The 13,347-nt window shown below is 61.6% G+C and carries 10 protein-coding genes; 6 read left to right on the forward strand and 4 right to left on the reverse strand.

Going from position 1 to position 13,347, the window contains the following annotated elements:
- Positions 1-14 precede the first annotated feature (14 nt).
- The 5 genes from infB (at position 15) to pnp (ending at position 6,745) form a co-directional block, all read left to right on the forward strand.
- Positions 15-2,531, forward strand: a complete 2,517-nt coding sequence (gene infB, locus K675_RS0113995) for a translation initiation factor IF-2 (RefSeq protein WP_017904134.1) — start codon at positions 15-17, stop codon at positions 2,529-2,531.
- Positions 2,532-2,690: 159 nt separating this feature from the next.
- A complete protein-coding gene (rbfA, locus tag K675_RS0114000; protein ID WP_017904135.1) occupies positions 2,691-3,107 on the forward strand; it encodes a 30S ribosome-binding factor RbfA in 417 nt (138 codons plus the stop codon).
- 3 nt (positions 3,108-3,110) lie between these two features.
- The gene (truB, locus tag K675_RS0114005) at positions 3,111-4,028 is read left to right on the forward strand and encodes a tRNA pseudouridine(55) synthase TruB (RefSeq protein ID WP_017904136.1); all 918 of its coding nucleotides are present in this window, start codon (positions 3,111-3,113) and stop codon (positions 4,026-4,028) included.
- A 114-nt stretch (positions 4,029-4,142) separates the two neighbouring features.
- On the forward strand, positions 4,143-4,412 hold the full coding sequence (rpsO, locus tag K675_RS0114010; RefSeq protein ID WP_017904137.1) for a 30S ribosomal protein S15: 270 nt from the start codon (positions 4,143-4,145) through the stop codon (positions 4,410-4,412).
- 227 nt (positions 4,413-4,639) lie between these two features.
- Positions 4,640-6,745, forward strand: coding sequence for a polyribonucleotide nucleotidyltransferase (gene pnp / locus K675_RS0114015; RefSeq protein WP_017904138.1), 2,106 nt, complete (start codon positions 4,640-4,642; stop codon positions 6,743-6,745).
- Positions 6,746-6,886: 141 nt separating this feature from the next.
- On the opposite strand, the gene K675_RS0114020 is transcribed toward pnp, so the two are convergent.
- Positions 6,887-7,597, reverse strand: coding sequence for a CPBP family intramembrane glutamic endopeptidase (locus tag K675_RS0114020; protein WP_017904139.1), 711 nt, complete (start codon positions 7,595-7,597; stop codon positions 6,887-6,889).
- Between the two features lie 345 nt (positions 7,598-7,942).
- On the opposite strand from K675_RS0114020, the gene K675_RS0114025 reads away from it, so the two are divergent.
- On the forward strand, positions 7,943-8,299 hold the full coding sequence (locus K675_RS0114025; RefSeq protein ID WP_017904140.1) for a BON domain-containing protein: 357 nt from the start codon (positions 7,943-7,945) through the stop codon (positions 8,297-8,299).
- Positions 8,300-8,966: 667 nt separating this feature from the next.
- On the opposite strand, the gene K675_RS0114035 is transcribed toward K675_RS0114025, so the two are convergent.
- The 3 genes from K675_RS0114035 to K675_RS0114045 form a co-directional block, all read right to left on the reverse strand.
- A complete protein-coding gene (locus tag K675_RS0114035) occupies positions 8,967-9,269 on the reverse strand; it encodes a DUF2845 domain-containing protein (protein ID WP_026145185.1) in 303 nt (100 codons plus the stop codon).
- A gap of 2 nt (positions 9,270-9,271) precedes the next feature.
- On the reverse strand, positions 9,272-12,196 hold the full coding sequence (locus K675_RS0114040; RefSeq protein WP_017904143.1) for a DUF748 domain-containing protein: 2,925 nt from the start codon (positions 12,194-12,196) through the stop codon (positions 9,272-9,274).
- A gap of 109 nt (positions 12,197-12,305) precedes the next feature.
- Positions 12,306-13,322: a class I SAM-dependent rRNA methyltransferase gene (locus K675_RS0114045; protein ID WP_017904144.1), complete on the reverse strand. Its 1,017-nt coding sequence runs from the start codon at positions 13,320-13,322 to the stop codon at positions 12,306-12,308.
- Between the last annotated feature and the right edge of the window lie 25 nt (positions 13,323-13,347).

Here is a 13,347-nt window from a genome sequence, read left to right on the forward strand (position 1 = left end):
GAGGAGAGAAGTGCATGACGCAAGTCACGGTGAAACAACTGGCCGATGAGGTCAAAACACCGGTTGAGCGCCTGTTGCAGCAGATGCGTGAGGCAGGTCTGCCGCACACCGCCGCCGAGGAACATGTGAGCGACAGCGAGAAGCAGTCGCTGCTGACTCACCTGAAGAGCAGCCACAAGGCGAAAGTGGAGGAGCCGCGCAAGATCACCTTGCAGCGCAAGACCACCAGCACCCTGCGTGTTGCCGGCAGCAAGAGCATCAGTGTTGAAGTACGCAAGAAGAAAGTCTTCGTACAGCGCAGCCCGGAAGAAATCGAAGCCGAGCGCAAGCGCGAGCAGGAAGAACGTCGCGCCGTAGAAAATGCGGCCCGTCAGAAGGCGGAAGAAGAAGCCAAGCGTCGCGCCGAAGAAGAAGCGCGTCGCCAGCCTGCGCCTGCGCCGGTGGTCGAGCCTGTGGTCGAAGCGGTTGCCGCTCCGGTCGAAGTCGACGAGCCCGTGCGTGAAGCGCCGGTTGCCACGCCTGCTCCGGCTGCCGAGCGCAAGCGTGAAGAGCCGCGTCGCTCCGACAAGTCCCGTGGCGACGAGAACCGTCGTGGCGATGGCGAGCGCAAGAATGCTCCGCACCGCGCTTCGGTCAAGGAAAAGGCGCCGGCCGTTCGTGTCGCTCCGCGGACTACCGACGAGGAAAGCGATGGCTTCCGTCGTGGCGGTCGCGGCGGTGGCAAGGCCAAGCCGAAGAAACGCAACGTTCACGGTTTCCAGAACCCTACCGGGCCTGTTGTGCGTGACGTGAAGATCGGCGAGACCATCACTGTGGCCGACCTGGCCCAGCAGATGTCGGTCAAGGCTGCGGAAATCATCAAGTTCATGTTCAAGCTGGGTACTCCGGCGACGATCAACCAGGTTCTGGACCAGGAAACGGCCCAGTTGGTTGCCGAGGAACTGGGCCACAAGGTGACTCTGGTCAGCGATACCGCCCTGGAAGATTCCCTGGCCGAGTCGCTGAAGTTCGAAGGCGAGGAATTCTCCCGCGCGCCAGTCGTGACCGTCATGGGTCACGTTGACCACGGCAAGACCTCGCTGCTCGACTACATCCGTCGTGCCAAGGTGGCTGCTGGCGAAGCCGGTGGTATTACCCAGCACATCGGTGCGTACCACGTGGAAACCGATCGTGGCATGGTCACCTTCCTCGACACCCCTGGCCACGCGGCGTTCACCGCCATGCGTGCCCGTGGTGCCAAGGCGACCGACATCGTGATCCTGGTGGTGGCGGCCGACGACGGCGTGATGCCTCAGACCATCGAAGCGGTCCAGCATGCCCAGGCGGCTGGTGTGCCTCTGGTCGTCGCGGTGAACAAGATCGACAAGCCGGGTGCCGACCTCGATCGCATCCGCAGCGAGCTGGCGACCCACGGCGTGACGCCGGAAGACTGGGGTGGCGACACGCCGTTCGTACCGGTGTCGGCGAAAGTCGGTACTGGCGTCGACGAACTGCTCGAAGCCGTGCTGCTGCAGGCAGAAGTTCTGGAACTCAAGGCCACTCCATCGGCTCCAGGCCGTGGCGTGGTGGTCGAGTCCCGTCTCGACAAGGGCCGTGGCCCGGTGGCGACTGTCCTGGTTCAGGACGGTACCCTGCGTCAGGGCGACATGGTCCTGGTCGGTTCGAACTATGGCCGCGTGCGTGCCATGCTCGACGAGAACGGCAAGCCGATCAAGGAAGCCGGTCCGGCAATTCCGGTCGAGATCCTCGGCCTGGACGGCACTCCGGATGCGGGTGACGAGATGAGCGTGGTGGCTGACGAGAAGAAAGCCCGTGAAGTCGCGCTGTTCCGCCAAGGCAAGTTCCGCGAAGTCAAACTGGCTCGCGCACATGCCGGCAAGCTGGAAAACATCTTCGAAAGCATGGGCCAGGAAGAGAAGAAGACGCTCAACATCGTCCTCAAGTCCGACGTCCGTGGTTCGTTGGAAGCACTGCAAGGCGCGCTCAACGGTCTGGGTAACGACGAAGTGCAAGTGCGCGTCGTCGGTGGCGGTGTCGGTGGTATCACCGAGTCCGACGCCAACCTGGCACTGGCCTCCAACGCTGTACTGTTCGGCTTCAACGTGCGTGCCGATGCCGGCGCACGGAAGATCGTCGAGCAGGAAGGTCTGGATATGCGTTACTACAACGTGATCTACGACATCATCGAAGACGTGAAGAAGGCTCTGACCGGTATGCTGGGCAGCGACGTTCGGGAGAACATCCTGGGCGTGGCCGAAGTCCGCGACGTATTCCGTTCGCCTAAGTTCGGCGCCATCGCCGGCTGCATGGTGATCGAGGGTAGCGTGCACCGTAACCGTCCGATCCGCGTACTGCGTGAAGACATCGTGATCTTCGAAGGCGAGCTGGAATCTCTGCGCCGCTTCAAGGATGACGCTTCCGAAGTCCGTGCTGGCATGGAATGTGGTATCGGTGTGAAGAGCTACAACGACGTCAAGGTCGGTGACAAGATCGAAGTCTTCGAGAAGGTTCAGGTTGCTCGCAGCCTCTGACTCGCAGGCTTCCCGGAGCCGTGATGGCCTGTCGCAGTATTCTGCACGGGCCTTGAGCGGACTCTAAACGCAACGCCCGGTCCGGCTTCTGCCAGGCCGGGCGTTTGCCGCTTTCAGACCTCGAGGCTTTCGCCTCGTGGCAGTAACAGGTAACAAGACATGGCAAAAGAATACAGCCGTACCCAACGCATCGGCGATCAGATGCAGCGCGAACTGGCCCAGTTGATCCGTCGTGAAGTGAAGGATCCTCGTGTTGGCCTGATCACCATCACCGCGGTCGACGTCAGCCGTGACGTCGGCCACGCGAAGGTCTATATCACCGTGATGGGCCAGGACAGCCTGGAAGAGATCGCCCAGAGCATCAAGGTGCTCAACTCGGCGGCCGGCTTCCTGCGCATGCAACTGGCCCGCGAGATGAAGCTGCGCAGCGTGCCGCAGTTGCACTTCCACTACGACGAAAGCGTCGCCCGTGGTGCCCACCTGTCGGCACTGATCGAGCGCGCCGTCGCCGAGGACAGCCTGCATGGCGAGGGCAGCGACCCTCAGGCCGCCCAACCAGAAGACGGTCGGGAGTAAGCGGTGGCCCAGGTCAAACGTATCCGCCGCAACGTCAGCGGTATCATCCTGCTGGACAAGCCGCTGGGGTTCACCTCCAACGCCGCACTGCAGAAGGTTCGCTGGCTGCTCAACGCCGAGAAGGCCGGTCACACCGGCAGTCTCGACCCGCTGGCCACCGGCGTGCTGCCGCTGTGCTTCGGCGAGGCGACCAAGTTCTCGCAGTACCTGCTCGATTCCGACAAGGGTTACGAAACCCTGATGCAATTGGGCAAGACCACCAGCACCGCGGATGCCGAAGGCGAGGTTCTGCAGACCCGGCCGGTGACCGTTGGTCGTGCCGATGTCGAAGCGGTCCTGCCGGATTTTCGTGGTGAGATCAGCCAGATACCGCCCATGTACTCGGCCCTCAAGCGTGATGGCCAGCCTTTGTACAAGTTGGCTCGTGCAGGGGAAGTAGTGGAGCGCGAACCGCGTTCTGTTACTATTGCACGCTTGGAATTGCTCGCCTTTGAAGGCGATACTGCCCGACTGGCAGTGGCGTGCAGCAAGGGCACCTATATTCGTACCCTGGTGGAGGATATCGGTGAGCGGCTCGGTTGCGGTGCGTATGTCGCCGAACTGCGCCGAACCCAGGCCGGCCCTTTCAGCCTGGCCCAGACGGTGACGCTTGAAGAGCTGGAAGCCGTGCATGCCGAAGGTGGCAACGAGGCGGTCGACCGCTTCCTGATGCCGTCGGACAGTGGCCTGCAGGATTGGCCGTTGCTCAGGTTCTCCGAGCACAGCGCGTTCTACTGGCTCAACGGCCAGCCGGTACGTGCTCCGGACGCGCCGAAATTCGGCATGGTCCGGGTACAGGATCATAACGGTCGCTTCATCGGTATCGGTGAAGTGAGCGAAGACGGGCGCATCGCGCCGCGTCGACTGATTCGGTCAGAATGACCGGACGAGGGTGGCTGTCAACAGGCACGGTCACTACTCTTTTATAAATGCGGGGATTTGTCCCCGGCCTGTTGAAACCATCCCTGGATGGTTTCCTGATAGAAGGATTGCCACATGGCACTCAGCGTTGAAGAAAAAGCTCAAATCGTTGCCGACTACCAGCAAGCGGTGGGTGACACTGGTTCGCCAGAAGTGCAAGTTGCACTGCTGACCGCCAACATCAACAAGCTGCAAGGTCACTTCAAGGCCAACGGTAAGGACCACCACTCCCGTCGTGGTCTGATCCGCATGGTAAACCAGCGTCGCAAGCTGCTGGACTACCTGAAAGGCAAGGACGTGACTCGCTACAGCACCCTGATCGGTCGTCTGGGCCTGCGTCGCTGATCCAGCGGTCGTGCTAGAGGTTGGTTGTCTGTCCTGTGTCAGTGGGTTTCCCCACCGGCATGGGGCAGGCTTCCAGCCTCAAGTTTTATCTGGAGTGCCGGATCATTACGAAAGCTGCCCCGCAGGCTGTTTTCGTAATGATCCAGAACCGGGCCGATGTCCGGTGCTGACCAAGTGATTTCGCAAGAAGCCAGTTCCCCCAAGAGCCACAAAGAAGGTAGGACACCGTGAACCCGGTAATCAAAAAATTCCAGTTCGGTCAGTCGACCGTAACCCTCGAGACTGGTCGCATCGCTCGCCAGGCCTCCGGCGCGGTGCTGGTCACCGTTGACGACGACGTCAGCGTGTTGGTGACCGTCGTCGGCGCCAAGCAAGCCGATCCGGGCAAGGGTTTCTTCCCCCTGTCCGTGCACTACCAGGAAAAGACCTACGCTGCCGGCAAGATCCCTGGCGGCTTTTTCAAGCGTGAAGGCCGTCCTTCCGAGAAAGAGACCCTGACCTCGCGCCTGATCGACCGTCCGATCCGCCCGCTGTTCCCCGAAGGCTTCATGAACGAAGTGCAGGTTGTCTGCACCGTCGTTTCCACCAGCAAGAAGACCGATCCGGACATCGCGGCGATGATCGGTACCTCGGCTGCGCTGGCCATCTCCGGTATCCCTTTCGACGGCCCGATCGGCGCCGCTCGCGTGGCTTTCCACGAAAGCACCGGCTACCTGCTGAACCCGACCTACGAACAACTGAAGGCCTCGAGCCTGGACATGGTCGTGGCCGGTACCGCCGAAGCGGTACTGATGGTTGAGTCGGAAGCCAAGGAACTGACCGAAGACCAGATGCTGGGCGCCGTATTGTTCGCCCACGACGAATTCCAGGCCGTGATCCAGGCCGTCAAGGAACTGGCTGCCGAAGCCGCCAAGCCGGCCTGGAGCTGGGCTCCGCAGGCCGAAGCCAGCGAACTGCTGGGCGCTATCCGTGCCGAGTTCGGCGAAGCGATCTCCCAGGCCTACACCATCACCGTCAAGGCCGAGCGTTATGCGCGCCTGGACGAACTGCGCGATCAGGTCGTGGCCAGGCTGTCGGGCGAGGAAGGCCAGCCTTCGGCCGGTGAAGTCAAAGCCGCTTTCGGCGAAATCGAATACCGCACCGTTCGCGAGAACATCGTCAACGGCAAGCCACGTATCGACGGTCGCGACAACCGCACCGTACGTCCGTTGAACATCGAAGTCGGCGTTCTGTCCAAGACTCACGGTTCGGCCCTGTTCACCCGTGGCGAAACCCAGGCCCTGGTCGTTGCCACGCTGGGTACCGCCCGTGACGCGCAACTGCTGGACACCCTGGAAGGCGAAAAGAAAGACGCTTTCATGCTGCACTACAACTTCCCACCGTTCTCGGTCGGCGAGTGTGGTCGCATGGGCGGCGCTGGCCGTCGTGAAATCGGCCACGGTCGTCTGGCCCGTCGTTCGGTCCAGGCCATGTTGCCAAGCGACAGCGAATTCCCGTACACCATCCGTGTGGTATCGGAAATCACCGAATCCAACGGTTCCAGCTCCATGGCTTCGGTCTGCGGTGCTTCCCTGGCCCTGATGGACGCCGGTGTACCGATGAAGGCGCCAGTGGCCGGCATCGCCATGGGCTTGGTGAAGGAAGGCGACAAGTTCGCCGTCCTGACCGACATCCTGGGTGACGAAGACCACCTGGGCGACATGGACTTCAAGGTAGCCGGTACCGCCAAGGGCGTCACCGCGCTGCAGATGGACATCAAGATCAAGGGCATCACCGAAGAGATCATGGAAATCGCCCTGGGCCAGGCCCTGGAAGCGCGCTTGAACATCCTCGGCCAGATGAACCAGGTGATTGGCCAGTCCCGCAGCGAGCTGTCCGCCAACGCCCCGACCATGATCTCGATGAAGATCGACACCGACAAGATCCGCGACGTGATCGGTAAAGGCGGCGCGACCATCCGTGCGATCTGCGAAGAAACCAAGGCTTCGATCGATATCGAAGACGACGGCTCGATCAAGATCTTCGGTGAAACCAAGGAAGCGGCCGAGGCCGCTCGCCAGCGCGTCCTGAGCATCACCGCGGAAGCCGAGATCGGCAAGATCTACCTGGGCAAGGTAGAGCGCATCGTCGACTTCGGTGCGTTCGTCAACATCCTGCCGGGCAAGGACGGTCTGGTGCACATCTCGATGCTGAGCGACGCTCGCGTGGAGAAGGTCACCGACATTCTGAAGGAAGGCCAGGAAGTTGAAGTGCTGGTATTGGACGTGGACAACCGCGGTCGTATCAAGCTGTCCATCAAGGACGTCGCTGCCGCCAAGGCATCGGGCGTTTAATTCGCCCGTTGGCTTGACGCTGGAAACAGCACATCCTTTGGGAATGAATGCCAGTCAGTCCAACTGACTGGCATTTTTATTGGCCGCGGAAAAATCATCGCCGGCCATGGACGAGCAACCGCTGTTGGCGATTGGCACGAATCAGGTGAACTGGGCCAGCAGCCAGTCAGCGCTCATGCCGACCACTTCTGCCAAGCTATGCAAGACCAGCGGCAGCAGAAGCCCTCCACTTTGGATCCTGGCGACCGACAGGATCACCCCCAGCGCGCCGATCAACACCAGCGTTGGCCAGTGTTCGTACTGTGTGTGCATGGCTACGAAGATCCCGCTTGAAACCGCCACGGCGACCGCTTGCCAGAAACGTCGGTTCAGTGGGAACAGGCGCATCAGGAAATGCCGAAAAAGCAGTTCCTCCGAGATTGGTGGAAAAAGCACGAGCATGACCAGGCATGCCATGACCTGCAGGGGCGTCAAACCCTGGAAGAATCCAATCATGAAGTCTTCTCGACCGAGCCCCAGGCCGATGTCCAGTATCGAGAGCGTCAGGTAGGCAAGCAGCAGCATCGGGAAAAAGGTTTTCAGGCCTTTCTTCAGGTCATGGCCCGCCAGGGCTCTCAAGCCGCCTGCTGACTTGAACTGGAGCCATGCCAGCAATGACAGCAGAACGGCGGTCGCGGCATGCATGCTCAGCATTTCAAGGCTGCTCACCTGGCTCTGGCCCGAGGCAAGGATGACTCCAATCTGGGTACCGAGAAAGACCAGCATGGCGAGGATGGCCATTCCCACGCGGGGCCAGAAGCGATATCTGTCAGGGTTGGCCAGGGCTGGCTCGCGTACATCTTCGTATTTCACGTACTGCTTCCTTGAGTGGTGGGCGGCCAATGTAACAAGTTGTTTGGCGATTTGCCGATAGTCTGCGAAAACTCAACGACAGGGGGCTGGGGCGGCGGTGGGTCGGCTTGAGGCGAGGAGTCTCGATCGCCGGGCTGTTTACTTTTACCTGCGATCTGCAACTTGCATGGCCGTCCGGCGACCGATCATGCAATCTGCACGAAGCGCTTTTTGAGATATCTACGTAACCTATTGATTTTAAATAACTTATTTTTCAATTTAAGTTGGCACAGCGCCTGCAATATTCAGGATAACCCTGCTGCCAGGACACGGCGCAGATTTTCCAGAAGAACAGGAGTGACTCATATGAAAAAGTTCGCTTTCGCTACCGCAGCTGCCACCGCTCTGACTCTGACCCTGGCCAACGCTGCCTTCGCGGCTGAACAGGCTCAGGCGTCCAAGCCGATGATGATCGCCGCCGGTGAAGTCACCAAGGCCAAGGAAGAGACCTCCGATACCTGGATTACCACCAAGGTCAAAGCCGACCTGCTGACCGAAAAAGGCATTCCTGGCAGCGACATCAAGGTCGAAACCGAGAAGGGCGTCGTGTCGCTGTCCTCGGAGACCAAGGTGACCGCTGCCCAGAAGGAAACCGCGGTGCACATCGCCAAGAACATCAAGGGTGTGAAAGGCGTTACCGCCGAAGCCCTGAAAACCGAGTGATTACGGAGAGTTTCGCCGGAGCCGGCAGTCGGGAGCAGTGGATGAGTCTGTGGTCCATCCGCTGAGCCTCGAGGTTCATGCGACAGGTCACAGGGATGTGACCATTACAGGCCCCGACGTAGTGCGTCGGGGCCTGTTCTATTTGTTGGGGGATTTTCAAAAGCTTCGCGGACAAGCCCGCTTGTACGATGGAGACTCGAAGGGGGACGACAAAGCCGATTCTGACTGTCGCGAGCAGTACAGACGGTGGGAGATCTCGCCCCACCTCTTCCACCAAAGCGCCGATAAGGAATGCATCGTTCACAAGCGACGATAGATACAAGCCAGCGCCTCTTGGTGAAACCCCTCCGAGCACAGAAACCATGCCGTGGGAGTTCAGGTGATGGCAATGCGATCAGGCAGGTTCATCATCGGCGTCGATGTCGCCAAGGTCGAACTGGTCAGTTACTGCCAAGACAGAGCCCAGCAGGACTCGTTGAGAAATACCCCATCTGAAATTCGAAAGTGGCTGGACCTGCAGCCCGTCTTGTGGGCGCAGGCTTCACCGAAACGGCGGACCGCCGCGAAGAAACCCTCAAATCTTGCGCCGAACCCTAGAATCTCCCACGGGATCAATACCTTGTGGTGTGGGCTTGCCCGCGAATGGACCCTGAGGATCGGCCGCGGCTCAAGGGCCGCGACTGCTGCGGATATCCACCAACTGGCCTCCCTCGAAGCGTAGGGACTGTCTCATGCCGCCACTGGGCGTGTAGATCCACTCTTCGACCTTGACCCCGTCCCGGCGGTTGCCATGGCGTATCTCGATGTAGCCCTTGTCGATCACCGCCACCGGTGTGCCGCACTTGGTGGTCACGTCGTAGGTGCTGTCGCCGTAGCTGATCAGGCCTTTCTCGCAGCGCAGGGTGGTGGCCTGGGCCTGGCCGGCCATCGACAGGATGAGCGCCAGATTGATGATGAGGCGTTTTCCCATGGTCATTCGCTATCCAGATGCATTGGAGTGATGACGCGCCCATCGTTCTCGGCCTGGCCGAGCGCGGCGTCGATGAAGTACACACGATCGTCTGCCAACTGCCCCTTGTCCACGAGGAAGTCCTTGATGCTGCTGGCCCGATCCTGGCCGAGCTTGCGCAACAGCACGGCGTTGCCGCTCCAGTTCTTGAGCACGGCATCGCGCAGTCTGGCGGTACGCTCGTCGCGGCTCAACTGCGCCCATTCGGCCGGTGGCTGCTGTTTGATCAGGTTGCGGTAGATGCCCTCCAGCATCGGCGCCTTCTCGTCTTCCGGCACTTGCAACTGCGCCGCCAGGGCCGGGACCTTGTCGCCGCGGCGCTGGAGCATCTTGTAGTAGGTCGCCTGGTACTCGCGCTCCAGGCGCTGCTGGGCAATCAGCATGCCGTCGCTGCTCTGGGCGCTGGTACCTTCGATTTCCAGGCGCAGGTTGGGGCGTTCCTTGAGGGCCGCCGCCAGTTTGGTCAGCGATGACTCGGCCTCCTTGCTCAGGTCGCTGGAGCCCGGTTCGAACGACACGTTACTCAGGTCCTGGGCATCGCCACCGGCAATCAGCCCGCCGATGAACTTGAAGGGGGCGGTGGCCGCGCGCAGGATCAGGTTGCGCAACGTCTGCCAGACGATCGGCATCACGCTGAACTGCGGGCTGTTCAGGTCGCCGGAAACCGGCAGTTCGATGGAGATCTTTCCGTCGGTGTCCTTGAGCAGGGCGATGGCCAGCTTGATCGGCAGGTCGACGGCATCCGGGCTGTCGACTTTTTCACCCAACTGCAACTGCTCGACCACCAGCTTGTTCTCGGCCTTGAGCTGGCCCTTGGTGATCAGGTAGTGCAGGTCGAGGTTGAGTCGGCCCTTGCGGATCCGATAGCCGGCGAACTTGCCGGAGTAGGGGGTCAGGGTGGTCAGCTCGACACGCTTGAAGCTGGTGGCGATATCCAGGCTGGCCATCGGGTCGAAGGGGTTCAGCGCGCCCTTGATGGTCACCGGTGCATAACGATCGACCTTGCCCTTGACGTCGACATCCGCCGGCTTTGCCTGGCGGCTGTCGATGGTGCCGATCTGGCCGTTGAGCTGCTGGATGGCGGTGGCGAAGTTGGGGGTCAGGCTGAAGTCGGCGAAGTTGGCCGAGCCGTCATTGATGGCAATGCCACCGATGTGAATGCCCAGCGGCTTGCTGTCCGACGGGGCTGATCTGCTCGCCGACTTCTTGCCGCCACCAGCCGGCTGCGGGATCAGCAGGTCATCGACGTTGGTGGTGCGGTCGTCGTTGATCATGAAGCGTGCGTAGGGCTGGTACAGGCTGACCTTGTCGATCGACAGGCTGTCACCGTGCTGGTAGTTCAGGCCGTCGACCTGCAGTTTCTGCCATTTGACGAAGTCGCGGCTCTTGAGGGTATCGAGCGTGTGCATCTGGTCGACCTGGGCCCGGCCGGTAACGCTGAAGGCCAGCGGCTCGGCGCTTTTCAGGTTGACGTCGAGGTCGCTGCCGAGCATGCCGCTGCGCACTTCCAGTCGGATGAACGGTTCGACGTAGGCCTGTGCCACCCGCAGGTCGATGTCTTTGGTGCTGACCTTCAGCTTGGCGCTGATGGGGTTCAGGTTGACCTGGCCGCTGGCGAGGACCTTGCCCTGTTTGCCCAGCCCGGTGTCGAGCTTGAGGGTGAAGGGCGACTGGTTGAGGCTGTCGAAGTTCTGCAGGTCCAGGTTCAACGGGCCGACTTCGAGTGCCACTGGTGTCTTGTTCGCCCGGTCGGCCAGGTGCACTCGGTAGTCACGCAGTTGCACGTCCTTGAGCAGGACCTGCCAGGGCTTGCTCGGCGCGGTCGGCGCCGGCGGTGGCGTATCGGCGGTGGCCGGCGGCGGTTTCTTCGCCTCGGGCTTGGCTGGTTGGCTGGCGAACAGTTTCTGCCAGTCCAACTGGCCATCGGCTTCGCGGGCGGCCCAGGTTTCCAGCTTGTTGCTGTGGATCTTGCCGACCACCACCTGCTGCTTGGCCAGGTCGACGCTGGTTTCGCTGACGTCCAGACGCTCCAGGCGCGCCAGGGGACGGCCGTCGGGGGCCTTGATGGCGAACGGGGCGACGCTGACCGAGGCGTTGCTCAGCAGCATCTCGGTTTCCTTGGCGAGGCTGAGCTTGTAGTCGGTGCTGAGGTTCAGGAGACCGTCTTCCAGCACCAGCGGCAGAGCGTCACGGACATAGGGCCACCAGAGCTTCATCTTGCCATCGGTGACTTTCAGCGAGCCTTCGGAGGTGATCGGGGTCAGGCTGAAATTGCCTTTCCAGTCGATCCGCCCACCCTCGGGGCCGGCGGCCACCAGCACCATGTCGGCACTGTCGTCGGGCAGGGTGCTGAGGTTCTTCAACTGCAGGTCGAGCTTGTCGTAGAGAAACTCGATGGGCTCGCTGGGACGCCGGTCCTGGAAGTGCACGTAGCCGCCGCCCAGGGTGATCTGGTCGATGCGCACGGGGAACGGCTTGGCGTTCGGGTCGGCCGGAGCCGGCTCGCTGGCGGGCAGCTTGAACAACTGCGTCAGGTTCAGGGTACCGTCCTTGTTGAAGACGATTTCGCTGTGCGGTTTGTCGAGCTGGATATCCGCCAGGTGCAGGGCGTGGGTCCAGAGGCTGTCGATCTGCAGGTTGGCGTACAGGCGTTCGAAGGACACCTGTTCCTTGCCCGGCTCGCCAATGTTCAGGCCCCACAGCGTGACCTCCAGGCTGAACGGGTTGAGTTCCAGGCGCTGGAGCTTGGCCGGCACCGTGGCGTAGTTCGCCAACTGCTGGTTGGCGATGCGCAGCACCACGCCCGGCAGGATGAAAAAGCCCAGCACGGTGTACAGTGCGAGGACGGTCAGCAAGGCGCCGAGGGCGCGTTTCAATCCTTTGGACATGTGATGCGTCGTCTTTCTCAGTCGGAGGTGCCTTGGAGTATGGCACGCGTTCATGGTTGCGAAGCAATCCCCTTTTTTCTTCGCAACCCCCGGTTTTCTGGCGTCATTTCTAGAGTTGCAGGATCAGCGTTTTCAGCGGTGGCTGGCCGTCCCGGGAGGGGAAGTCCGCGGCCGGTTTGAGCACCTGCCAGTCGCGCACCGGGCGACCGGCCTTTTGCGCACAGCGCAGCACCTGGTCGCGCCAGTCGTCGAGGCCGACCTTCGCCAGGTTGTTGCAGCAGATCAGCACGCCATCGTCGGCGGTGGCCAGCAGCGCGGGCTTGAGCAGGCTCTGGTAGTCGCGCAGCAGGTCGACGGTACCGAAGGCGCTCTTGGCCCAGGCGGGCGGATCGAGCAGCACCAGGTCGTACTGGCGTTGTTCCAGGCGTGGATAGCTCGGCAGCTTCTGGCCCCGGCGCTGGGCAATCGGCAGTCCGGCCAGTTGGCGGATGGCCGGGAAATAATCGGACTGCACGAACTGCATGGATGGCAGTTCCGGATTGAGCAGGCCGTTCTCGCGGCCCACCGCCAGGTTGCCCTCGGCGAAATCGAGATTGCAGACTTCCCGCGCCCCACCTGCCGCCGCGCTCAGGCCGACGCCGCAGGTGTAGGCGAACAGGTTGAGCACGCTCTTGCCGCGGCTGTGCTGCTTGACCCAGCCGCGAGCATTGCGCAGGTCGAGGAACAGCAGTGGATCCTGCCCGGCATGGCGGCCACGTACCCGGTAGTTGAGGCCCCACTCATGACCGATCAGGTCGACCAGGGCGTTTTCCTCGGCACGATAGATCGGATCTTCCCGATCGACCCTCGAATTGCCCCGGGAGCGGTCGTTGTAGACCAGCAGGGTGTCCAGGCCCAGGGCCTGGTTGACGGCGGCTTGCGCGGCCAGGAGCGAGTCGCGGTCCAGCGTCTGGTGGAAGCTCTGCACCATCAGTTGCGGGCCATAGCGGTCGATGGTCAGGCCTGCGGCGCCTTCCTGGCTGCCATGGAACAGCCGGTAGCAATCGGTGCCCCGGGCATGCAGTTCGGCCAGCAGATCCTGGCGTTGGTCGAGGGCGGCGCGCAGCGCCTGATTCAAGGAAGACATGGAGCGCGCCTTGGGTCGGAATTGG

Origin of the sequence: Pseudomonas fuscovaginae SE-1, from assembly GCF_000364705.1 — a bacterium.
Lineage (GTDB): Bacteria > Pseudomonadota > Gammaproteobacteria > Pseudomonadales > Pseudomonadaceae > Aquipseudomonas > Aquipseudomonas fuscovaginae_A.

What these genes read in the sequence shown, in the direction of transcription:
- infB (WP_017904134.1), top strand. Translation starts at nt 15, where the DNA reads ATGACGCAAGTCACGGTGAAACAACTGGCCGATGAGGTCAAAACACCG.
- rbfA (WP_017904135.1), top strand. Translation starts at nt 2,691, where the DNA reads ATGGCAAAAGAATACAGCCGTACCCAACGCATCGGCGATCAGATGCAG.
- rpsO (WP_017904137.1), top strand. Translation starts at nt 4,143, where the DNA reads ATGGCACTCAGCGTTGAAGAAAAAGCTCAAATCGTTGCCGACTACCAG.
- K675_RS0114025 (WP_017904140.1), top strand. Translation starts at nt 7,943, where the DNA reads ATGAAAAAGTTCGCTTTCGCTACCGCAGCTGCCACCGCTCTGACTCTG.
- K675_RS0114035 (WP_026145185.1), bottom strand. Translation starts at nt 9,269, where the DNA reads ATGGGAAAACGCCTCATCATCAATCTGGCGCTCATCCTGTCGATGGCC.
- K675_RS0114040 (WP_017904143.1), bottom strand. Translation starts at nt 12,196, where the DNA reads ATGTCCAAAGGATTGAAACGCGCCCTCGGCGCCTTGCTGACCGTCCTC.
- K675_RS0114045 (WP_017904144.1), bottom strand. Translation starts at nt 13,322, where the DNA reads ATGTCTTCCTTGAATCAGGCGCTGCGCGCCGCCCTCGACCAACGCCAG.